Source organism: Staphylococcus sp. GDX8P54P (assembly GCF_017893165.1).
Taxonomy (GTDB): domain Bacteria; phylum Bacillota; class Bacilli; order Staphylococcales; family Staphylococcaceae; genus Staphylococcus; species Staphylococcus borealis.
Genome location: NZ_JAESMM010000006.1, coordinates 63,698 through 87,048, shown reverse-complemented (window position 1 = coordinate 87,048; position 23,351 = coordinate 63,698). Strand labels below are relative to the sequence as shown.

Genomic DNA, 23,351 nt, shown 5'->3' with positions numbered 1-23,351 from the left:
GGAAATAAAGGTGCCGAAGCGGCAGTGAGTGCGATTGAAATGGCTAATTTATTAAAACAGTTTTAATTTGAAATGATAGGGAGTGGGACAGAATTCTTTTAAATTCGTCGTCCACTCCCAACTTGCTTTGCTTGTAGAATTTCTTTATGAAATTCTCTTTGTTGGGGCCCCGACCCCAACTTGCTTTGCTTGTAGAATTTCTTTATGAAATTCTCTTTGTTGGGGCCCCGCCCGCAAGGGTGACTAGAACTGATAAAAGCTTGAATTAAACGCCTTCTCAGTTCAGTCAGCTACTGCGAATTTGCAAAAATAGCTTCATTATATTATTTATGTCCCGGACTCGAAACATTATGAGTTGATGGCCTTAAATACTTTTAAAAATGAAAAGAACTGAGAAACGCATGAAATAGAGCGCCATCTCAGTTCGGTTAGCTACGCAAATGAATGAGTGAAACTGTAGCCTTTATAAATAATTGCTTTAGTAATTAATCTAAAGTGTCTTGAACATCTTTTTTAGTTTGTTCGATGTCATCAGTTTTTTCTTCTTTTTGTTCTTTTAATTTTTCTTCTACTTCTTTTGCTTTTTTAGCATCTTCGTTTGTCATAATGAACACTCCTTGTTAGATTAATGTTTACAATTTAAGTTTACCCATATAAAACTAGGATAAACTTATATAGGTCTCAAGATGTATTTTATTGTTTAATAAAGACAAGATTAACATCTTACTATATAATGAATTTTGAGGTGAACAGTATGTCTTTTCTTAAGAAACACACCGAGATTATTTTTAGTTATATTGTCGGTATCGTTTCACTCTTCACGGGTCTCATAATACTTATAAATTTACCTTTAATTAATCAATTAAAGGATAAAGATAAAGTTGAATTAAAAATTCATAATTTATGGGATTTCCTTAATGCATTCTTCAGTGAAATTATTAGAGTGATGAGTAGGTTCATAGGCAACTTTCCTATTATTAGTGCAGTCATAATTATTCTGTTTGGTATTCTTGTAATGCTTATTGGTTATGCATTATATAGAACTACGAAATATGATTACGACATCTCAATTTTCTTTTTAATTATTGGGATTTTATACTTCCTCATTTCAATTACTTTAATGACTCAAGTATATAGTTTTTGGGCAATTATTTTTATTATTCCTTTTATTATTCACACAGGCTACATTGTATATAAAGATGAACTTAATGTTGCTAATAGAAAAAATCATTACTTATGGATTATCTTTTCTTATGGAATAAGTTATTTAATTACTCAAATTTCTTTATACGGCAAAATTGATGCCAATGAAATTGCACCAATAGATATTTTAAGTGTAAATACATTTTTCTTAGTAATGTGGTTATTAGCGCAAGCTTCAATTTGGAATTTCTTATTCTTAAGAAGATCCTTACCATTGACTAAAGAAGAATTGGGAGAAGAAGAACCAGAATTATCAAGAACAAGTAAAGGAAATGTTTCGAATCAGTCTAAAGTTCATTTTAAACAGCTTCAAGATAAAACATCAGAATATGCACGTAAGACGAGAAGAAGTGTCGATTTAGAAAAAATCAGATCAAAACGTGATAAATTTAAGAATAAATTCAAAAATGTATTTAATATTGAAGAAGATGATATTCCTAATTGGATGAGACGGCCGAAATGGATTAAACCAGCGTATGTAGAAATATTCTGTGGTTTCATTTTATTCCTATTTACATTTATTGAATTTAATAACAGAAATGCTTTATTTGTATCAGGTGAATGGGAACTATCTCAAACACAATATGTTGTTGAATGGGTAACTTTATTATTATTAATGCTAGTTATTATCACTTATATTGCAACGACATTTACACATTTCTTAAGAGGTAAATATTATTATTTACAACTCTTTATGGTTAGTATTCTATTCTTTAAATTGTTAACTGAATTTGTAAACATTATGATTCATGGATTATTATTATCAATCTTTATAACTCCAACGTTAATCTTAATGTTGATAGCGGTTATTATCGCATTTACGTTACAATTGAGAGAAAGACCTTAATGCGTTTAATTTTGATAAGGTGGTAACGTGAAATCTATGGTGACGAAATAGACTTCACGTTCCGCCTTTTTTGTTTAATGTTGTTTTGTGTAATGATAATTTTATATTTGTTAAACTAGTGTTGAATGATAACGAGAGTATTGTATAAAATTCAAACTTAAAACAATCTAAATAGGAGCGTTTGAAAATGAAAATAGCCACATTAAATAAAGGTAAAGAAACAAAGTATTTGAATTACTATCCGCTAGTAGATGAAGCGGATATTTATAACAATGATCATTTAAAAGAAGGCGACTTATTTTACATTATGAATGGTCAAGAACAGTACATTGCAACCGCATATGTTGGACGCCAACATAAGGGGCTAGGTTGGATATTAAGCTACGATCAAAATGAAACAATTAATACATCTTTTTTCGAAAAAAGATTTGAAATTGCATTACAAGAACGTGACTATTATTATCATATCGAAGGTACTAATGCGTTTAGATTATTCAATGCAGAAGGCGATGGCGTTGGTGGATTAACGATTGACAACTACGATGGCCATTTATTGATTCAATGGTACTCAAAAGGAATATATAAATTCCGCTATAATGTCATTGAAGCGATTCAGAAAGTATTTCCATTTAAGTCAATTTTTGAAAAAATGCGTTTTAAAGATTCTGAATATACAGGTGGACATGTATTAGGAGAAACGCCTGAATTTCCAATAGTTATAGAGGAAAATTTCACATTTTATAATGTAGATTTAGATGATGGCTTGATGACAGGCATTTTCCTAGATCAAAAAGAAGTCAGAAAGAAATTACGAGACCACTTTGCAAAAGATAAGCATATACTTAATTTATTTAGTTATACTGGTGCATTTTCGGTTGTAGCTGCTAAAAATGCGACTACAACAACAAGTGTGGATTTAGCCAATCGTTCACGTAGTTTAACGGAAGAAAACTTTGGTTTAAATGGTATTGATCCTAAGAGCCAGTATATTTATGTAATGGATACATTTGATTTTTACAATTATGCTGCGCGACACGGCAAAGTATACGATACGATTGTGATTGATCCACCGAGTTTTGCTCGTAATAAGAAGAAGACATTTTCAGTACAAAAGAATTACGATGATTTAATTAATGGTGCATTAAATATACTTGCTCCAAATGGGTCTCTATTATTATGTACAAATTCAAGTGCTTTTTCATTGAAAGCCTTTAAAAATGTTATTAAAACTACACTTAATGAAGCAGATGTAGCATATGATATTGAGGAAGTTATGGGGTTGCCTAAGGATTTTAAAACGCACCCACACTATAAGCCGTCAAAATACTTAAAAGCTGTATTTATTAATATCAAGCATTAAATCATTAAAAATGGGTATACATGTTTAATGAATGATTTAAGAAAGGTGTGTCTTTAAATGGGCATTATGAATAAATTTACAAGTGGCGTTACAAATAAAGTTGGAAACAAAGTTTTAAATATTGAAGAAATTAAAGAAAAAAGTAACTTACCGACTACTAAAGAAGAATTAGCTGAACGCAGAGCAAAAGCGGAAACAATTGTGAAGAAAAAATCATTATTATCATCAAGCATGAGTATTGTGCCAATTCCTGGACTAGACTTTGGCGTAGATATTAAATTAATGCGAGACATTATTGAAGATGTTAATAAAATTTATGGTCTAGATCACAAACAAGTGAATACGCTTGGGGATGATGTGAAAGAACGAATTTTAGCAGCAGCTGCAATTCAAGGTAGTTCATTTATTGGTAAAAAAGTATCAAGTGCTGTGTTAAAAGTGGTTATTAGAGACATGGCAAAACGAGCTGCAGCGAAACAAACGAAATGGTTCCCTGTTGTTGGACAAGCTGTTTCAGCATCAATCAGTTACTACTTCATGAATAAACTTGGGCGCGAACATATCGAAAAATGTGAAAAAGTGCTTCATGATATTATTTAAAATGAAAATGTTGTAGTATAATTGGAGTAAGCTTAATGATAAAGGCTAAATAGTTATCATACGAATTTGTCATAAATTATAATTTAAACCAAAGTTGTGACAGTGATTTTAATTTGTGTTGTTATGCATATGATAAGTAAGTAAAAATATTGAAGGTTAAAATCGACTTTTTACAATTTGAAACACTTGTTTATTTCTATAAAAACCAATTATAATAGTTTTTCAATCCTATTAGAATTGAATTTAGTAATATATTTTGGTAGTGTTATGGTATAAAATTATGTTAGATTATGACAAATTTGAATATTCTAACTTTGCGAAGGAGAAATAGATTATGGAACAAAAATCTTATGTAATTATCGATGAAACAGGTATTCATGCACGCCCTGCAACTATGTTAGTTCAAACTGCATCAAAATTTGATTCAGATATTCAATTAGAATATAACGGTAAAAAAGTTAACTTAAAATCAATCATGGGTGTTATGAGTTTAGGTGTAGGTAAAGATGCTGAAATCACTATCTACGCTGATGGAAGCGATGAAGCAGACGCAATTCAAGCAATCAGTGATGTCTTATCTAAAGAAGGTTTAACTGAATAATTATGTCAAAATTAATTAATGGTATTGCGGCATCAGATGGTGTCGCAATTGCTAAAGCTTATTTATTAGTAGAACCTGATTTATCATTCACTAATGAAAAAGTTACAGATACTGATGCTGAAATTCGAAAATTCAGAAATGCGTTAGAAGCTTCTAAAATTGAATTAACTAAAATCAGAAATAATGCTGAAAAGCAATTAGGTCCTGATAAAGCTGCAATTTTTGATGCGCATTTATTAGTACTTGATGATCCTGAGTTAATTCAACCAATCGAAGATAAAATTGCGAATGAAAAAGTAAGTGCTCCAGAAGCCCTTGATGAAGTTACTTCACAATTTATTACAATCTTCGAATCTATGGATAATGAATACATGAGAGAGCGTGCTGCAGATATTAGAGACGTGTCAAAACGTGTGTTAGCACATCTTTTAGGTGTTGAATTACCAAACCCAAGTATGATTGATGAAAGTGTTGTTATCGTTGGAAATGACTTAACACCTTCAGATACAGCACAATTAAATAAAGAATTTGTTCAAGGTTTCGTTACAAATATTGGTGGTCGTACAAGCCATTCAGCAATTATGAGTCGCTCATTAGAAATTGCTGCAGTTGTAGGTACGAAATCAATTACTAAAGAAGTGAAGCAAGGCGATATGGTTATCGTTGATGGTATCACTGGTGACGTTATTGTTGATCCAACAGAAGATGAGTTAATTGCTTATCAAAACAAACGTGAACGTTTCTTTGAAGATAAAAAAGAATTACAAAAATTACGTGATGCTGAAACAGTAACCATCGACGGAGAACATGCAGAATTAGCTGCAAATATCGGTACACCTGATGACTTATATGGTGTAATGGAAAATGGTGCTGAAGGAATCGGATTATACAGAACTGAATTCCTTTATATGGGTAGAGATCAAATGCCAACAGAAGATGAGCAATTTGAAGCCTATAAAAAAGTGCTTGAAACAATGAAAGATAAACGTGTTGTAGTTCGTACGTTAGATATTGGTGGCGATAAAGAACTACCATATTTAAACTTACCTAAAGAAATGAATCCATTCTTAGGTTACAGAGCAATCCGTTTATGCTTAGACCAACAAGATATTTTTAGAACGCAATTACGTGCATTATTACGTGCTTCAGTATATGGTAAATTAAACATTATGTTCCCAATGGTCGCTACAATCAATGAATTCCGTGATGCGAAAGCGATTCTTTTAGAAGAAAAAGAAAATCTTAAAAATGATGGTCATGATATCTCTGATGACATTGAATTAGGCATCATGGTTGAGATTCCATCTACAGCTGCATTAGCTGATATCTTTGCTAAAGAAGTTGATTTCTTCAGTATTGGTACAAATGATTTAATTCAATATACTATGGCAGCTGACCGTATGTCAGAACGCGTTTCTTACTTATATCAACCATACAACCCAGCTATTTTACGCTTAGTTAAGCAAGTTATTGAAGCTTCTCATAAAGAAGGTAAATGGACTGGTATGTGTGGTGAAATGGCTGGAGATGAAACAGCGATTCCATTATTACTAGGTTTAGGATTAGATGAGTTCTCAATGAGTGCGACATCTATTTTAAAAGCTAGAAGACAAATCAATGGTTTAAGTAAAAATGAAATGTCTGAATTAGCTAACCGTGCAATTAATTGTGCTACTCAAGAAGAAGTAAAAGATTTAGTTAATCATATTTCTAAATAATATTATATAGATTAAACACCTTAACTGACGTTAAGGTGTTTTTTTGCAATAAAGAACCTAGCAACTAAATCATTTCATTTAGTGCTAGGCTTGTATCGTTAATATGATTATGTTATGAACCAATATGACATGCAGCATTAATCTTATCTAAATCCACTTGATACATTGGTTCGCCATCTAAGAGAATAAATGGTGTAGCGAATGCATCATAATCCATCATTTCAGCGCGATATTGTTGATTCGCAATGTTCTTTTCAATATAACCGACCTTGTGTTCAGTAAGATAATTTTTTACAAATGTACAAGGGGGACAATCATTTTGAGTAAAAATAACGATGTTTGGCAATCGAGCTCACTCCTATCGAGTTATTATCATGAAAATTACTATATATAATTTTCGAAAGAAATGCAAACTGTGAAAATTATGTGAATTTCATCAAAAAAATCTTCCTTAAATTTAAGCAAAAGGATTTAGTTAGAAAATAGAACATTATATAATTTATATTAATTGCTTTTTAAAAATAGATATAGAAAAGGTGATGAAATTATGGATTCCGTTGAAATTAGTCGTTTCCTAACTGGTATGACGTTAGCAGTACATATCATCTTTGCGACGATAGGTGTTGGTATGCCACTTATGTTCGCAATTGCAGAATTTTTAGGAATCAAAAACAAGGATCCTAAATATATAGCATTAGCCAAGCGTTGGTCGAAAGGTTATACCATTACTGTTGCTGTCGGTGTTGTAACAGGTACAATTATCGGTTTACAATTATCATTAATTTGGCCAACATTTATGAAAATGGGTGGGCATGTCATTGCTTTACCACTATTTATGGAGACATTTGCTTTCTTCTTTGAAGCGATATTCTTAAGTATTTATTTATATACATGGGATCGTTTCAAAAATAAATGGACACACTTCATTATTAGCATCCCAGTTATTATCGGAGGTTCATTCTCTGCGTTCTTTATTACATCAGTGAACTCATTCATGAATACACCAGCAGGATTTGAAATGAAGGACGGCAAAATGGTTAATGTACAACCACTTGAAGCAATGTTCAATCCTTCATTCCTAGTAAGAGCGTTCCATGTAGTAGCTACTGCAGGTATGACAATGGCATTTGTTCTAGCATCTATTGCAGCATTTAAACTATTGAAAAATAAATATAATAAAGATGCAGAATATCATAAAAAAGCTTTAAAAATGACTATGATTGTTGGATTCTTATCAACATTATTGTCAATGTTAGCGGGAGACTTATCAGCTAAATTCTTACACCAAGCGCAACCTGAGAAATTAGCGGCTTACGAGTGGCACTTTGATACGCAATCGAAAGCGGATTTAGTATTCTTCGGTGTATTAAACGAGAAGACTCAAGAAGTTGAAGGTGCTATCAAAATACCAGGCATGCTGAGTTTCTTAGCGGATAATAATGTAAACACTAAAGTAGAAGGACTCAATGATTTTCCGAAAGATGAATTACCTCCATTAATTGTCCATTACTTCTTTGATTTAATGGTAACTATGGGTGTATTATGCTTTGTTATTTCAGGTGCTTTTATTTTAACTTTAATCATTAAGAAACTACGTAAATTCGTTACGCATAAAGGTATGTTATACGCGATTCTTCTTACTGGGCCAGCTTCTATGTTAGCTATCGAATTTGGATGGTTTTTAACTGAGGTTGGGCGTCAACCATGGATAGTTAGAGGATATATGCGTGTGAGTGAAGCTGCTACGCAAGCAGGAGGAATAACATTAGTTACTATACTATTTGGATTACTCTACTTAGTATTACTCTTTACATCAGCATATGTACTCATTCGTATGTTCAAAGATAAACCTGCCCAAGATGATGTAGATAAAGTCATCGAAAAAGGAGGTCATGCTTAATGGATTACACTACAATAGGTATTACCGTACTTTGGACGTTCTTATTTTTATATATCATTGTTGCTTCAATTGACTTTGGTGCGGGTTTCTTTACTTTACACACTAAATTAACTGGAGAAGAGAAAAAGATTAACCACTTAGTTGAACGATACTTAAATCCAGTATGGGAAGTTACAAATGTATTCTTCGTGTTCTTCTTTGTTGGATTTGTAGGATTTTTCCCTGATTCAGCATTATATTTTGGTACTGTGTTGCTAGTACCTGGTTCTATTGCGCTTATTCTGATTTCTATTCGAGGAAGTTTCTACGCATTTGAACATTATGGTCAAGACACTAAATTGCCATGGATAGTTATGTATGGTTTAACAGGTTTGTTAATTCCAGCATCATTAGCAACGGTATTAACAATATCTGAAGGTGGCTATATCAATGAACGTGGTTCACATTTTGATTTAGATTGGTTCCAATTACTACTTAGTCCATTTGCTTGGTCAGTCGTCTTTTTAGCAATCATTAGTGTATTGTATATATCTTCAGGATTTTTAACATACTATGCATCGAAAGCTAAAGATGAAGTGGCATATAAATATATGAGACAATGGTTTATTTTCTGGGGACCTCCTATGATTATTATTTCACTATTTGTTTTCTTATCGTTGAGAATTCAAAATGCAGATCATTTCAATAATGCAGTACAACATTACTGGTGGATGTTTGCACTAAGCTTCATTTGTTTCATTGTAGCGGGTATTTTGAACTTCATTAAGAAATATCATGGTCTAGCATTTATAATGGTGATACTCCAAATGGCATTTGCATTTTATGGATATGGCATAAGTAAATTACCTTATTTATTATATCCATTTATTAAGGTAAGTGATTCAGGTGTTAATGATTCAATGGGATTAGCACTTGTGATTGTATTTATTTTAGGTTTACTTTTATTAGTTCCATCGTTAATATTATTATTGAGATTATTTGTATTCGATAAAGAATATGTAGAAGGTAAAAAATAACTATAATAATAGAAGGGGGCTGAGATAATGAACATCAATGTATATTAACTTTATGAAGTATAATTTACATGATGTCATTCATCTCAGCCTTTGCCTTATTTTTAAGAGATAGGGGTAGCCGTTCAATGGAGAAAGAATATGTTGTTATTGGGTTAGGTCGTTTTGGTGGAAGTATAGTAAGAGAGTTAAATGCGTTAGATATGGATGTTATGGCAATTGATAGAGACGAGGCGCGTGTTAATGAATATAGTGACATTGCAACGCACGCAGTCGTAGCAGATACGACAGATGAAGCTGTGATGAAAAGTTTAGGTATTCGTAACTTTGATCATGTTATCGTAGCAATTGGTGAAAATATACAATCTAGTACATTAACGACGCTTATACTTAAAGAATTAGGTGTTAAAAAAGTTACAGCAAAAGCTCAAAATGATTATCATGCTAAAATATTAAATAAAATTGGTGCAGATACAGTTGTCCATCCTGAGAGAGATATGGGACGTCGAATTGCGCATAATGTAGCAAGCGCTAGTGTTTTAGACTACCTTGAATTAGCAGATGAACACTCACTAGTTGAATTAAAAGCAAGTGAAAAAATGACAGGACAATCAATTATTGATTTAGATATTCGTGCGCAATTTGGGATCAATATTATTGCGATTAAACGTGGTAAAGAAATTGTTGTATCCCCAGACCCTTCGATGAACATCGAATTTGGAGATATATTGATTATGATAGGTCATGATAATGATTTAAATCGTTTTGAAAAGAAAATTGTAAGATAAAGTTTGCATCACAATTATTAAAGGACTTCGAATCATAGACATGAGATGGATTGACGATTTCGTAACTTTAATACTTGTGATGTTTTTATAATAACTAGAGGGAACGTAAGTAAAAAATATCTAGTTTTAATAATGGGATATGGAGTGATGATACAAGTAAATGAGATATGTATTAATAGCATTAGGTATATTTTTTACTGTAATAGCTTTTATAGGTGCAGTGTTACCATTATTACCGACAACACCTTTTTTAATTTTAGCGGTTATATGTTTTACGAATAGTTCCAAAAAGTTCAAAGTATGGCTTGAAAGCACTCAAATTTATAAAGATTATGTTGAGAATCTTAAAAAGTATAAAGGTTATACGATGAAAGAAAAAATAAGAATACTTATAAGTTTATATATAGTAGTTGGTTTTTCTATTTTTATGATTTCAAACTTATATATTCGAATTGGATTAGTCATTATGGTAATCATTCAAACGATTGTGTTATTTACATTTGTTAAGACATTACCAGCGAATTTTAATCAAGACAAAGGATCATCATAGTCATCGTAATCAGGAAGAGGTTGGGACATCATACCTAGCAAAAATGCCAGTAAATGAGTTTTTTATAAATTCATTTACTGGCTTCTTTATTTACAATACTTCGTATTTTTGGCTCGCTTGCCCAACGTGCTTTGCTTGTAGATTTTCATGTTGAAAATCCCTTTGCTAGGGCCCCGCACACAGCGTTATTCGTCATTCATCTTTAGAATGTCTTACATAAGTGCGTTAGCACTTATGTTCATTAATAATCAACACAAGCGTCTTGACACAATACTTTATATTTATATGTAATTTTATATTGAAATACTAAAAAATATAATATGACTCAAGTAACTCTACCAAAGGATAATAATAGTTATTCTAAAATAGACCATGATGTCACATTGATGAAAATGAAAGAAGATTGTATGAAAAATGGACAACTGTATGAACTTCAATTCAAAAACAAATAAAAAATGAATGAAGAATTATAATTGTGAATGTTTTAAAGCCCAAATTAATTGAATACTTTTAGAATCTAAAACGAAAACCACCTACAGTCAAAGGAAAATTGATGTGGCGCTTACTTTTAGATTTATGAAGGCGATTTTGAGTTTCACTCGAATGTCTGTACAAGAGATAAATAAATCCAAAAGAGAACAAGGAATTGTGCTAATGCACATAATATAAAGAAAGTAACAACTCAATGAGCTAAAAATAATCAAAAAATTATAAAAAAAGACAATTTCTATATTATTTCAATAGAAATTGTCTTAATTTACTTATCCTGGAACTTTATGTCCCGGACGCTATTACGTCATACGGAAACCATTTATTAATCTTCGTTCACTTTCATAATTACAGGTAAAATCATTGGACGACGTGCTGTTTTATCATATAAATAAGGTTGTAGTGTCTCAATGATTGACGATTTAATTTGATGCCATTGAATATTTGGATTAGCATTTAGTTTTGAAATAACATCAGTTTTAATTTTACGTTGCGCATCGTAAATTAATTGTCCAGATTCTCGCATATATACGAAACCACGAGAAATGATGTCTGGACCAGAAAGCAATTTATTAGTACTGAAATCGATACTAACGACGACTATGACTAAGCCTTCTTCAGATAATAATTTACGATCGCGGATAACGACATTACCAATATCACCAATACCACTACCATCAACTAACACATTTCCAGAAGGTATACGACCCGCTTTACGTGCTGAGTCATGTGTTAATGCAAGCACGTCACCGATATCAAAGATAAAGACATTTTCTTCTTTAACACCACAGTCAACACCAGTCTGACCATGTGCTTTAAGCATGCGATATTCACCGTGAATAGGTAAGAAGTATTTCGGTTGAATTAAGCGAAGCATTAATTGCTGATCGCCTTGTGAACCGTGACCTGATGTATGGATATTAGATATTTTGCTATGAATTACATCAGCACCAGCTTTATATAAAGCATTAATAGTGCGGTTGATACTCTTAGTATTACCTGGAATAGGTGAAGAACTGAAGACTACAGTATCATCTGGAATAATTTTAATTTGTTTATGCGTTCCATTTGCGATACGAGATAAAGCAGCCATCGGTTCACCTTGAGAACCTGTACATAAAATAAGTAATTCATGTTTAGGAATATTGTTAATTTTATTTGGCTCCACAAAAGTTTCTGGCGGTGCTTTAATGTAACCAAGCTCCATACCAATTTTGATATTATTTTCCATAGAACGACCAAATGTTACAATTTTACGATTGTATTTAATTGCAGCTTCAACCGCTTGTTGTACACGGTAAATATTAGATGCAAAGGTAGCAAATATAATACGTCCCTTACAATTACGGAAAATCTTATCAACGTTCTGTCCGACTTCTCGCTCACTTAGTGTGAAATCAGGAACTAAGGCATTAGTTGAGTCAGATAGAAGACATAGTACACCTTCTTTACCTAATTCTGCCATTTTAGCAATATTCGCTGGTTCACCTACAGGCGTGAAATCAAATTTAAAGTCACCAGTGTGAACAATTTTGCCTTCAGGTGTGTCGATAATTACACCGTAAGCTTCAGGAATACTATGTGTTGTTAGATAAAATGATATTTCAAAGTGTTTCGATTTAATGACACTATCTTCTGTAATCTCATTTAATGACGCATTACGTAACAAGTTGTGTTCATCTAGCTTATTACGTATTAGTCCTAAAGCTAATGGACCGCCATAAATAGGTACATTAATTTGCTTTAATAGGTAGGGCACACCACCTATATGGTCTTCATGTCCGTGCGTTATGAATAGACCGACAATTTTATCTTGATTTTGTTCGAGGTAAGTGTAATCAGGAATGACGTAGTCAATTCCTAGTAAATTATCATCAGGGAATTTAATTCCAGCATCTATGATGACGATTTCGTTTTTATATTCGATGGCGTAAGTGTTTTTACCGACTTCACCTAAGCCACCTAAAGCATATACACCTACTTCGTTAGAATGTAATTGCTTCATTATTGAGCATTCTCCACGTTGAAATGATCAGAATGTTCTTTTTCATATTCTAAATGTGCGCCCTCTAATTTAGTAATGAATTCGATATTATAATTGCGGTCTTTTAAATAACGTCTTACTTGTTCCTCTGTTTCACCTTCAACATAAATTGTATTTGTGTTTTCACGAACGATTACTTCGTCTTTGTTATGTTGGAAAAATACTTTAAATACTGTCATATTGGATAGTTCCTCCTAAATTTAAACATCTTAATTGATTTTATTAATCTGAAACCTCAATCAACTTGATACGTCCAGTCATATTGCGTAGGTTAATAGTAGTACTTTATCAATTTACAATTATTTGCAGATATTGATTTGTCTACGTGTTGATATTAGCGTCATGTTATAAATATCGACCTAATAGTTATGTGATTAAGCACAATATGATATGTTTCTGACTTTCAAGCGTGTATTAAGGCAAATATAAATGTCGTTCATTATTTGAAAATTAGCATTACACTATGATTTCAGTTACTGTTTATTTTACATTATGTATATAAATAAATAAAGCAGTTTATATCTGTTAAACACTTCAATTACTAGATATAAAGTCTAAATATTATTAAATAAGTAAGAATTAAATTATTGTTCACGCCGTCGATAAATAAAAAACTCAAACTACTTCCATATTTGAAAGTAGCTTGAGTAAAATAAATTTGATTAAAGTTAAACCTCAACTGAGTCTGGTAATGGTGTTAATGGATTGTCTTGATCAATATAATCATAGAACATAATACCGTTTAAATGATCGATTTCATGTTGGAAAATAATTGCAGGATAACCTTTTAATCTCAATTTAACTTCATTACCGTCAATGTCTAATGCTTTAATAGTTACTCTATAATGTCTATGAACTAATCCGGGAATATTTTCATCCACACTCAAACAACCTTCACCAGTAGGTAGATAGGCGTGTTGAACACTGTGGCTCATGATTTTAGGATTAACCAGCATATAGTCATATGATTTACCGTTTCCATCATCAGGTAAGTAAACAGCAATCATTCTTTTAGAAACATTGATTTGAGGAGCAGCTAGACCAACGCCTGAACGTAAACCATATTTTTTAGCAATGTCATCATCTTGACTGTTAATTAAAAATTGACGCATTTCTTTTAATGTATTTCTATCTTCATCAGATAACGGTAAATTTACGTCTTCCGCTTTAGCACGTAACGTAGGATGACCATCTCTGATAATATCTTTCATAGTTAACATGTCATACACCTTCCTTATAATAAAATATAACAGAAAAACGAATCATAAGTACATTATCTTATTTCATTTGATTTATAAAGCATAATTCTATATGATAACAGTCGAATGACTACGAGGAGGTTTACACTCAATGAAACTACGTAAAACAGTTGCAGTAGTAGCAGCGTCGACAGTTTTATTAGCAGGCTGTACAACAGATAAAAAAGAAGTGAAAGCATACAATGAAAATGTTCAAAAAGCGTTTGATAAAGAACAACCGATTAATAGTATTAGCAAGAAATTAAATTCTCTTGAAGAAAAGAAACAAGATTTATATAAAAAAGCGAATAGTGATAACGAGGAAACACGTAAGAAAGCTGCTGATGATATTCTTGATAATATTAAACAAAGAGAAGATACATTTGATAAAGAAATAGCAGCATTAGATGATTCTAAGAAACAATTTAATAAAGGCGAGTCACACATCAAAGAAATTAAAAGTGATGACAAGAAAAAAGAACTTAAACAATTAGATGATGCAGTTAAAAACAAATATAAAGTCCATGACAAATATGCGGATGCCTATAAGAATGTTTTAGATAAAGAAAAAGATTTATTCGAACTTATCAAACAGGATGGTATAACGCAATCTCAAGTAGATGAAAAGAATGATGCATTAAATAAAGCACAGAAGAATTTCCAAGACAAATTTAAAGAATATTCAAAAGCTATGAACACAGTAAATAAAGAAAAACAAGATGTTGATAATCTGTAGTACTTTTCGTATTGATACAGATTGAATATCGATAATGATACAGTTGGAAAAACTGTATCTTTTTTAGTAATACAGAACTTTATTAAAATATTTAACAGTACAAATAAATTGTGGTACACTATGAGAGGATAAAATGAATTTCTATTATATGGGAAAGGTATGGTGAATTGAATGGCTCCTAAGTTACAAGCCCAATTCGATGCAGTAAAAGTATTAAATGATACTCAGTCGAAATTTGAAATGGTTCAAATTTTGGATGTTGATGGTAATGTCGTAAATGAAGACTTAGTACCTGATTTAACTGATGAACAACTAGTAGAATTAATGGAAAGAATGGTGTGGACACGTATTCTTGACCAACGTTCTATTTCATTAAATAGACAAGGTCGTTTAGGTTTCTATGCGCCAACAGCTGGACAAGAAGCTTCACAATTAGCTTCACAATACGCTTTAGAAAAAGAAGACTTCATCTTACCAGGTTACCGTGACGTGCCACAAATCATTTGGCATGGTTTACCATTAACTGAAGCTTTCTTATTCTCAAGAGGACACTTCAAAGGAAATCAATTCCCTGAAGGCGTTAATGCATTCAGTCCACAAATCATTATCGGTGCACAATACATTCAAACTGCTGGTGTAGCATTCGGTATTAAAAAACGTGGTAAAAAAGCAGTAGCGATCACTTACACTGGTGACGGTGGTTCATCACAAGGTGACTTCTATGAAGGTATCAACTTTGCTTCAGCTTACAAAGCACCAGCAATTTTTGTTATCCAAAATAACAACTATGCTATTTCTACTCCACGTAGTAAACAAACAGCAGCAACTTCATTAGCTCAAAAAGCTATTGCAGTAGGTATCCCTGGTATCCAAGTTGATGGTATGGATGCATTAGCTGTATACCAAGCTACTAAAGAAGCTCGTGATCGTGCTATTAATGGTGAAGGTCCAACATTAATTGAAACTATGACTTATCGTTATGGTCCTCATACAATGGCTGGAGATGACCCAACTCGTTACAGAACTTCAGATGAAGATGAAGATTGGAAGAAAAAAGACCCATTAGTTCGTTTCAGAAAATTCTTAGAAAACAAAGGATTATGGAACGAAGATAAAGAAAATGAAGTTATTGAACGTGCTAAAGACGACATCAAGAAAGCTATCAAAGAGGCTGACAATACTCCAAAACAAACAGTTATTGACTTAATGGATATCATGTACGAAGATATGCCTCAAAACTTAGCTGAACAATATGAAATTTACAAAGAGAAGGAGTCGAAATAAGCCATGGCACAAATGACAATGGTTCAAGCGATTAACAATGCGCTTAAAACTGAATTGCAAAATGACGAAAACGTAGTAGTTTTCGGTGAAGACGTTGGTGTTAACGGTGGTGTATTCCGTGTAACTGAAGGTTTACAAAAAGAATTCGGTGAAGATCGTGTATTCGATACGCCATTAGCTGAATCTGGTATCGGTGGTTTAGCTCTTGGTTTAACTGTAGAAGGTTTCCGTCCAGTAATGGAAATCCAATTCCTTGGTTTCGTATTTGAAGTATTTGACGAAGTTGCTGGTCAAATTGCTCGTACACGTTTCCGTTCAGGTGGTTCTAAAGTAGCACCTGTTACAATCCGTGCACCATTCGGTGGTGGTGTTCATACACCTGAATTACACGCTGATAACTTAGAAGGTATTTTAGCTCAATCACCAGGTATTAAAGTAGTTATTCCTTCAGGCCCATATGATGCTAAAGGTTTATTACTATCATCAATCAGATCAAATGATCCAGTTGTATATTTAGAGCACATGAAATTATACCGTTCATTCCGTGAAGAAGTTCCAGAAGAAGAATATACAATTGACATCGGTAAAGCTAATGTGAGAAAAGAAGGTAACGACATCACATTAATCGCTTACGGTGCAATGGTTCAAGAATCTGAAAAAGCTGCTGAAGAATTAGAAAAAGAAGGTTACTCAGTAGAAGTTATTGACTTACGTACTGTACAACCTATCGACATCGATACTTTAGTTGCTTCAGTTGAAAAAACTGGTCGTGCTGTAGTAGTTCAAGAAGCACAACGTCAAGCTGGTGTTGGTGCTACAGTAGCTGCTGAATTAGCTGAACGTGCTATTCTTTCATTAGAAGCACCAATCGCTCGTGTAGCTGCTGCTGATACAGTATATCCATTTACTCAAGCTGAAAATGTTTGGTTACCAAACAAAAACGACATCGTTGAACAAGCTAAAGCTACATTAGAATTCTAATATTTTTAGCTTAACAATTAGCTAGCAATCAGACTTATAGGAAGTAAGTAAGTAACATGTTTACTTTTTACTCTATGTGTGAATAAGTAAGTGTAAACTAGAGACGTAGGGCAAAGTAATTTGATGTAGGTGTTCAAATTATTCTGTCCTTGCTCTATGTTATAAATTTATTAAATGATGAATAAGAAATCTAGGAGGACAAGAACGTGGCATTTGAATTTAGATTACCCGACATTGGTGAAGGTATCCACGAAGGTGAAATTGTAAAATGGTTTGTTAAAGCCGGAGATACAATTGAAGAAGATGATGTATTAGCAGAGGTTCAAAATGACAAATCTGTAGTTGAAATCCCATCTCCTGTTAGCGGTACTGTTGAAGAAGTTGTAGTTGACGAAGGTACTGTAGCAGTAGTAGGTGATGTTATTGTTAAAATCGACGCACCTGATGCAGAAGATATGCAATTTAAAGGTGGTCATGATGACGATGCTTCAACAGAAGAAGCACCAGCTCAAGAAGAAGCTAAAACAGAAGAAGCACCAGCAGCATCAGCTTCACAAGATGAAGAAGTAGATGAAAATAGACAAATCAAAGCTATGCCATCTGTTCGTAAATATGCTCGTGAAAAAGGCGTTAACATCAAAGCAGTAGCTGGTTCAGGTAAAAATGGTCGTATTACTAAAGAAGATATTGACAACCACTTAAATGGTGGCGGTGCGCAAGCAGCAACAGCTTCAAACGAAAGTGCAGCTGCTTCAACATCAGAAGATACTTCTGCAGTTCAAACACAATCTGTACCTGAAGGTGACTTCCCTGAAACTACAGAAAAAATCCCAGCAATGCGTAGAGCCATTGCGAAAGCAATGGTTAACTCTAAACACACTGCTCCTCACGTAACATTAATGGATGAAATTGATGTTCAAGATTTATGGGATCACCGTAAAAAATTCAAAGAAGTTGCAGCTGAACAAGGTATTAAATTAACTTTCTTACCATATGTTGTTAAAGCATTAGTTTCTGCACTTAAAAAATACCCAGCACTTAACACTTCATTCAACGAAGAAGCTGGCGAAATCGTACACAAACACTATTGGAACATTGGTATTGCTGCTGACACTGAAAGAGGTTTATTAGTACCTGTAGTTAAAAATGCAGACCGTAAATCAATCTTCCAAATTTCAGATGAAATCAACGAATTAGCTGTTAAAGCGCGTGATGGTAAATTAACATCTGACGAAATGAAAGGTGCTACATGCACAATCAGTAATATCGGTTCAGCTGGTGGACAATGGTTCACTCCAGTTATCAACCACCCAGAAGTAGCTATCTTAGGTATTGGCCGTATTGCTCAAAAACCTATCGTTAAAGACGGTGAAATCGTAGCAGCTCCAGTATTAGCTTTATCATTAAGCTTTGACCACAGACAAATTGATGGTGCAACTGGACAAAACGCTATGAATCACATTAAACGCTTATTAAATAATCCAGAATTATTATTAATGGAGGGGTAAAACATGGTAGTTGGAGATTTCCCAATTGAAACAGATACTATTGTAATCGGAGCAGGTCCTGGTGGATACGTTGCAGCAATTCGTGCAGCACAATTAGGACAAAAAGTTACTATCGTTGAGAAAGGTAACTTAGGTGGTGTATGCTTAAACGTTGGTTGTATTCCTTCTAAAGCATTATTACACGCTTCACACCGCTTTGTAGAAGCACAACACTCTGAAAACTTAGGTGTTATCGCTGAAAGCGTATCACTTAAATTTGACAAAGTTCAAGAATTCAAAAAATCAGTTGTTAACAAATTAACTGGTGGTGTTGAAGGCTTATTAAAAGGTAATAAAGTTGAAATCGTTAAAGGTGAAGCATATTTCGTTGATAATAATAGCTTACGTGTTATGGACGAAAAAAGTGCTCAAACTTATAACTTCAAACACGCTATTATCGCAACAGGTTCTAGACCAATCGAAATTCCTAACTTTGAATTCGGTAAACGTGTTATCGATTCAACAGGTGCTTTAAACTTACAAGAAGTTCCAGGTAAATTAGTCGTTGTCGGCGGTGGTTACATTGGTTCAGAACTTGGTACTGCATTTGCTAACTTCGGTTCAGACGTTACGATTTTAGAAGGCGCTAAAGAAATTCTTGGCGGATTCGAAAAACAAATGGTTCAACCAGTTAAAAAAGGCATGAAAGCTAAAGGCGTTGAAATCATTACTGAAGCAATGGCTAAAAATGCTGAAGAAACTGAAAATGGCGTTAAAGTTACTTATGAAGCTAAAGGTGAAGAAAAAACTATCGAAGCTGATTATGTATTAGTAACTGTTGGTCGTCGTCCAAATACAGACGAATTAGGTTTAGAAGAATTAGGCCTTAAATTCGCTGATCGTGGATTATTAGAAGTAGACAAACAAAGCCGTACTTCTATCGACAATATTTATGCAATTGGTGATATCGTTCCTGGTTTACCACTTGCTCATAAAGCAAGTTATGAAGCTAAAGTAGCTGCTGAAGCTATTTCTGGCCAAGCATCAGAAGTAGACTACATCGGTATGCCAGCTGTATGTTTCACTGAGCCAGAATTAGCTCAAGTTGGTTACACTGAAGCACAAGCTAAAGAAGAAGGTTTAGACTATAAAGCTTCTAAATTCCCTTATGCTGGTAATGGCCGTGCATTATCATTAGATGATACTACTGGTTTCGTTAAACTTATCACATTAAAAGAAGACGGTACTGTTATCGGTGCACAAATTGCTGGTAATGGCGCTTCAGACATTATCTCTGAATTAGGTTTAGCTATTGAAGCTGGTATGAATGCTGAAGATATCGCATTAACTGTACACGCTCACCCAACATTAGGTGAAATGTCTATGGAAGCTGCTGAAAAAGCAATTGGATTACCAATCCACACTATGTAATAATTAATGATTAGTCGAATAGATTAATTTCATAAATTGAATAACTGTATTATAGTTATTTAACAGTCAACAGGGGTGCAACTCAAGTTCATATTTGAACTTGGTTTCATCCCTTTTTTTAATATTTTCTAGCTGTAATGGGTATAAGATTAATAACGGCTAAAATAATAAAAAGGAGGGTTTAGATGGAGTATCAATATCCGCTAGATTTAGATTGGACTAACGAAGAAATGGTCGATGTGATTGCCTTTTTCAATAAAATTGAAAGCTATTATGAAAAAACGGTCAATGGTCAAGACTTAATGCAGCATTATAAACGTTTTAAAGAAATCGTTCCTGGTAAAGCAGAGGAAAAGCAATTATTTAAAGAATTTGAAGAAAAGAGTAGTTATAACAGCTACAAAGTCATACAAGAAGTGAAAAATAATCCTGATCAAACGTCGTTTAGCGCTAATTAACTTAGCGATGTTCTATGTGAACTATCAAAACTTATAAAGTCTATTAGATTAATTTATATTTAATTTCAAAAAACTATTGAAGTCAAAGCTATATTTTGATACTTTTATTAAGCATTAAACAAAATGTTTAATATTAGTAAACAAGGTATAGCTTTTTTTAAGGTGATTAACAATGCAAATTGGCAATAAATTACGTAATTTAAGACGTATAAAGAATTTAACACAAGAAGAGTTAGCAGAACGTACAGATTTGTCCAAGGGATATATCTCTCAAATTGAAAGTCAGCATGCTTCTCCTAGCATGGAAACCTTTTTAAATATTTTAGAGGTGTTAGGTACATCTCCAAGTGATTTTTTTAAAGAAAAATCAAAAGAAAAAGTGCTTTACACGAGAGATGAGCGCACAGTTTATGATGAATATGATAGAGGATATGTTCTTAATTGGTTAGTAATGAAATCAAATGAATTTGAAATGGAACCGCTCATATTATCATTGAAACCAGGTGCATCCTATAAACATTTTGATCCATCTGAATCAGACACATTTATATATTGTTTAAAAGGATGTGTAACGCTGACTTTAGGAAAGTCACGATACCAGGCTAATGAAGAGGATGTTTTATACTTTAGGGCTGATGAAATTCATCAATTACATAATGAAACATCAGAAGAAATAGAAATTTTGATTGTTGCGACAGCATCATATTTATAAGGGAGGAGAATAGTAATGGAGCCATTGTTATCATTTAAAGGTGTGACAAAAGGTTTTGACGATGTAACAATATTGAACAAAATGGATTTAGAGATAGAATCAGGTCATTTCTACACATTACTAGGTCCTTCAGGTTGCGGGAAAACAACGATATTGAAGCTTATAGCTGGATTTGAACAACCAGATGATGGAGATATTATCTATTTAAATAAATCGATAGGTGATTTGCCTGCGAATAAGAGAAAGGTAAATACTGTTTTCCAAGATTATGCTTTATTTCCACATTTAAATGTTTACGATAATATAGCTTTTGGATTAAAGTTAAAAAAATATTCTAAAAAAGATATCGATAAAAAAGTAAAAGATGCATTAAGACTTGTGAAGTTATCAGGATATGAACAACGTAACATCAATGAAATGAGTGGCGGTCAGAAGCAACGTGTGGCAATTGCAAGAGCCATTGTCAATGAACCTGAAATATTATTATTGGATGAATCATTATCCGCTTTAGATTTAAAATTAAGAACAGAGATGCAATATGAATTACGTGAACTACAAAAGCGCCTAGGAATAACATTCATATTTGTAACGCACGATCAAGAAGAGGCGTTGGCTTTAAGTGATTATATCTTTGTTATGAAAGATGGTAAAATCCAACAATTTGGTACACCAACAGATATTTATGATGAGCCGGTCAACCGTTTTGTTGCCGATTTTATAGGTGAATCTAATATCGTTGAAGGTAAAATGGTAGAGGATTTTGTAGTGAATATCTATGGTCAAGACTTTGAATGTGTAGACGCGGGAATACCCTCTGGGAAGAAGGTAGAAGTTGTCATCAGACCTGAGGATATTTCATTAATAGCATCGGACAAAGGGTTATTTAAAGCCACTGTAGACTCAATGTTATTCAGAGGCGTACATTATGAAATTTGTTGCATTGATCGAAAAGGGTATGAGTGGGTAATACAAACAACTAAAAAAGCTGAAGTCGGAAGCGAAGTTGGCCTTTATTTTGACCCGGAAGCAATTCATATTATGGTTCCTGGTGAAACAGAAGAAGAGTTTGATAAACGTATTGAAAGTTACGAGGCGTTAGACAATGCGTAATATTAATAAAGTGCTCATCATTCCATATTTATTATGGATGCTATTATTCATTATCATACCAGTTATTCTACTCGTATATTTCTCATTTACCGATCTAAATGGTCATTTTAGTTTTACCAATTATGAACAAATATTATCATTGAAATATTTAAAGATGATGTGGGATTCAATTTTTTATGCAGCGCTTATTACAATAATTACTTTGTTAATTAGTTATCCCGCTGCTTACTTTATCCGTGCATCAAAAAATCAAAATATGTGGTTGCTCATTTTAATTATTCCTACGTGGATAAATCTTTTACTAAAAACATATGCGTTTATTGGCATATTAAGTCATGAAGGTTTGATTAATAAATTTCTTAATTTTATTCATTTACCGGCAGCTAATCTTTTATTTACGCCAGGCGCATTTTTATTAGTAGCAAGTTATATTTATATACCATTTATGATTCTACCGATATTTAATAGTATGAAAGCAATTCCTAATAATTTGTTACAAGCTTCAAGTGATTTGGGAGCTAGTCCTTTTACAACTTTTAGAAAAGTAATCGTACCTTTGACTAAAGAAGGTGTCATGACAGGCATTCAAGTAACCTTTATCCCAGCATTATCATTATTCATGATTACACGATTGATTGCGGGTAATAAAGTAATTAATATTGGTACATCAATTGAAGAACAATTTCTAGTGATTCAAAATTATGGTATGGGTTCTACAATTGCTATTTTCTTAATTGTATTTATGGCGTTTATTTTAATTATTACTAAATCAAAATCAACGGACGAAAGAAGGTGAATTAA

General features: G+C 32.9%; 23 protein-coding genes and 2 pseudogenes. 20 read left to right on the top strand and 5 right to left on the bottom strand.

Going from position 1 to position 23,351, the window contains the following annotated elements:
• A pseudogene (locus tag KA909_RS02625) lies at nucleotides 1-66 on the top strand (6,7-dimethyl-8-ribityllumazine synthase); the annotation flags it as partial.
• A 419-nt stretch (nucleotides 67-485) separates the two neighbouring features.
• Here the strand turns inward: KA909_RS02625 and graF are convergent.
• Nucleotides 486-605, bottom strand: coding sequence for a glycopeptide resistance-associated protein GraF (gene graF, locus KA909_RS02620; protein ID WP_011276152.1), 120 nt, complete (start codon nucleotides 603-605; stop codon nucleotides 486-488).
• A 149-nt stretch (nucleotides 606-754) separates the two neighbouring features.
• Here graF and auxA point away from each other — a divergent pair, with 149 nt between their 5' ends.
• From auxA to ptsP, 5 genes are all read left to right on the top strand, one after another.
• Entirely contained in the window at nucleotides 755-2,050 is a 1,296-nt protein-coding gene (gene auxA / locus KA909_RS02615; protein ID WP_053019386.1) for a lipoteichoic acid stability factor AuxA, read from the top strand.
• A 187-nt stretch (nucleotides 2,051-2,237) separates the two neighbouring features.
• Nucleotides 2,238-3,410, top strand: coding sequence for a class I SAM-dependent rRNA methyltransferase (locus tag KA909_RS02610; RefSeq protein ID WP_210129939.1), 1,173 nt, complete (start codon nucleotides 2,238-2,240; stop codon nucleotides 3,408-3,410).
• 57 nt (nucleotides 3,411-3,467) lie between these two features.
• Complete coding sequence (locus KA909_RS02605; RefSeq protein WP_053022619.1) at nucleotides 3,468-4,010, top strand: hypothetical protein; 543 nt, start codon at nucleotides 3,468-3,470, stop codon at nucleotides 4,008-4,010.
• Between the two features lie 334 nt (nucleotides 4,011-4,344).
• Nucleotides 4,345-4,611 (top strand): phosphocarrier protein HPr, encoded by a 267-nt coding sequence (locus KA909_RS02600; RefSeq protein WP_011276148.1) that lies wholly within the window; start codon nucleotides 4,345-4,347, stop codon nucleotides 4,609-4,611.
• 2 nt (nucleotides 4,612-4,613) lie between these two features.
• Complete coding sequence (ptsP, locus tag KA909_RS02595; protein ID WP_053029141.1) at nucleotides 4,614-6,329, top strand: phosphoenolpyruvate--protein phosphotransferase; 1,716 nt, start codon at nucleotides 4,614-4,616, stop codon at nucleotides 6,327-6,329.
• Nucleotides 6,330-6,441: 112 nt separating this feature from the next.
• On the opposite strand, the gene KA909_RS02590 is transcribed toward ptsP, so the two are convergent.
• Nucleotides 6,442-6,675: a glutaredoxin family protein gene (locus KA909_RS02590; protein WP_053029142.1), complete on the bottom strand. Its 234-nt coding sequence runs from the start codon at nucleotides 6,673-6,675 to the stop codon at nucleotides 6,442-6,444.
• A 201-nt stretch (nucleotides 6,676-6,876) separates the two neighbouring features.
• Here KA909_RS02590 and KA909_RS02585 point away from each other — a divergent pair, with 201 nt between their 5' ends.
• From KA909_RS02585 to KA909_RS02565, 5 genes and pseudogenes are all read left to right on the top strand, one after another.
• A complete protein-coding gene (locus tag KA909_RS02585) occupies nucleotides 6,877-8,229 on the top strand; it encodes a cytochrome ubiquinol oxidase subunit I (protein WP_053029143.1) in 1,353 nt (450 codons plus the stop codon).
• On the top strand, nucleotides 8,229-9,245 hold the full coding sequence (locus KA909_RS02580) for a cytochrome d ubiquinol oxidase subunit II (RefSeq protein ID WP_053017747.1): 1,017 nt from the start codon (nucleotides 8,229-8,231) through the stop codon (nucleotides 9,243-9,245). The genes KA909_RS02585 and KA909_RS02580 overlap by 1 nt, the downstream gene beginning before the upstream one ends.
• Before the next feature lie 125 nt (nucleotides 9,246-9,370).
• A complete protein-coding gene (locus tag KA909_RS02575; protein WP_011276142.1) occupies nucleotides 9,371-10,030 on the top strand; it encodes a potassium channel family protein in 660 nt (219 codons plus the stop codon).
• Between the two features lie 160 nt (nucleotides 10,031-10,190).
• Complete coding sequence (locus KA909_RS02570; RefSeq protein WP_075108514.1) at nucleotides 10,191-10,580, top strand: YbaN family protein; 390 nt, start codon at nucleotides 10,191-10,193, stop codon at nucleotides 10,578-10,580.
• 423 nt (nucleotides 10,581-11,003) lie between these two features.
• Nucleotides 11,004-11,398, top strand: a pseudogene (locus tag KA909_RS02565) (IS5/IS1182 family transposase); the annotation flags it as partial.
• Here KA909_RS02565 and rnjA read toward each other — a convergent pair.
• The 3 genes from rnjA to def all read right to left on the bottom strand — a co-directional run bounded on the left by rnjA (nucleotide 11,395) and on the right by def (nucleotide 14,333).
• A complete protein-coding gene (gene rnjA, locus KA909_RS02560; RefSeq protein WP_075108513.1) occupies nucleotides 11,395-13,074 on the bottom strand; it encodes a ribonuclease J1 in 1,680 nt (559 codons plus the stop codon). The pseudogene KA909_RS02565 and the gene rnjA sit on opposite strands and share 4 nt — an antisense overlap.
• Nucleotides 13,074-13,292 carry a DNA-dependent RNA polymerase subunit epsilon gene (locus tag KA909_RS02555; RefSeq protein WP_053022625.1) on the bottom strand — a complete coding sequence of 73 codons (219 nt, stop codon included), beginning with the start codon at nucleotides 13,290-13,292 and terminating at the stop codon, nucleotides 13,074-13,076. The genes rnjA and KA909_RS02555 overlap by 1 nt, the downstream gene beginning before the upstream one ends.
• Before the next feature lie 489 nt (nucleotides 13,293-13,781).
• Nucleotides 13,782-14,333 carry a peptide deformylase gene (def, locus tag KA909_RS02550; protein ID WP_075108512.1) on the bottom strand — a complete coding sequence of 184 codons (552 nt, stop codon included), beginning with the start codon at nucleotides 14,331-14,333 and terminating at the stop codon, nucleotides 13,782-13,784.
• A 130-nt stretch (nucleotides 14,334-14,463) separates the two neighbouring features.
• Here def and KA909_RS02545 point away from each other — a divergent pair, with 130 nt between their 5' ends.
• The 9 genes from KA909_RS02545 (at nucleotide 14,464) to KA909_RS02505 (ending at nucleotide 23,346) form a co-directional block, all read left to right on the top strand.
• The gene (locus KA909_RS02545) at nucleotides 14,464-15,087 is read left to right on the top strand and encodes a YkyA family protein (RefSeq protein WP_075108511.1); all 624 of its coding nucleotides are present in this window, start codon (nucleotides 14,464-14,466) and stop codon (nucleotides 15,085-15,087) included.
• A gap of 171 nt (nucleotides 15,088-15,258) precedes the next feature.
• On the top strand, nucleotides 15,259-16,371 hold the full coding sequence (gene pdhA, locus KA909_RS02540) for a pyruvate dehydrogenase (acetyl-transferring) E1 component subunit alpha (protein WP_053022628.1): 1,113 nt from the start codon (nucleotides 15,259-15,261) through the stop codon (nucleotides 16,369-16,371).
• A gap of 3 nt (nucleotides 16,372-16,374) precedes the next feature.
• Nucleotides 16,375-17,352, top strand: a complete 978-nt coding sequence (locus tag KA909_RS02535) for an alpha-ketoacid dehydrogenase subunit beta (protein WP_053022629.1) — start codon at nucleotides 16,375-16,377, stop codon at nucleotides 17,350-17,352.
• Between the two features lie 206 nt (nucleotides 17,353-17,558).
• Nucleotides 17,559-18,860 carry a dihydrolipoamide acetyltransferase family protein gene (locus KA909_RS02530; protein ID WP_016930737.1) on the top strand — a complete coding sequence of 434 codons (1,302 nt, stop codon included), beginning with the start codon at nucleotides 17,559-17,561 and terminating at the stop codon, nucleotides 18,858-18,860.
• 3 nt (nucleotides 18,861-18,863) lie between these two features.
• Complete coding sequence (gene lpdA / locus KA909_RS02525) at nucleotides 18,864-20,270, top strand: dihydrolipoyl dehydrogenase (protein WP_016930736.1); 1,407 nt, start codon at nucleotides 18,864-18,866, stop codon at nucleotides 20,268-20,270.
• Nucleotides 20,271-20,455: 185 nt separating this feature from the next.
• Nucleotides 20,456-20,728 carry a UPF0223 family protein gene (locus KA909_RS02520; protein ID WP_075108510.1) on the top strand — a complete coding sequence of 91 codons (273 nt, stop codon included), beginning with the start codon at nucleotides 20,456-20,458 and terminating at the stop codon, nucleotides 20,726-20,728.
• A 172-nt stretch (nucleotides 20,729-20,900) separates the two neighbouring features.
• Nucleotides 20,901-21,440, top strand: coding sequence for a helix-turn-helix domain-containing protein (locus tag KA909_RS02515; RefSeq protein ID WP_016930734.1), 540 nt, complete (start codon nucleotides 20,901-20,903; stop codon nucleotides 21,438-21,440).
• 15 nt (nucleotides 21,441-21,455) lie between these two features.
• Complete coding sequence (locus tag KA909_RS02510) at nucleotides 21,456-22,550, top strand: ABC transporter ATP-binding protein (RefSeq protein ID WP_193839525.1); 1,095 nt, start codon at nucleotides 21,456-21,458, stop codon at nucleotides 22,548-22,550.
• On the top strand, nucleotides 22,543-23,346 hold the full coding sequence (locus tag KA909_RS02505; RefSeq protein WP_016930732.1) for an ABC transporter permease: 804 nt from the start codon (nucleotides 22,543-22,545) through the stop codon (nucleotides 23,344-23,346). Before KA909_RS02510 ends, KA909_RS02505 begins: the two co-directional genes overlap by 8 nt.
• Nucleotides 23,347-23,351 lie beyond the last annotated feature (5 nt).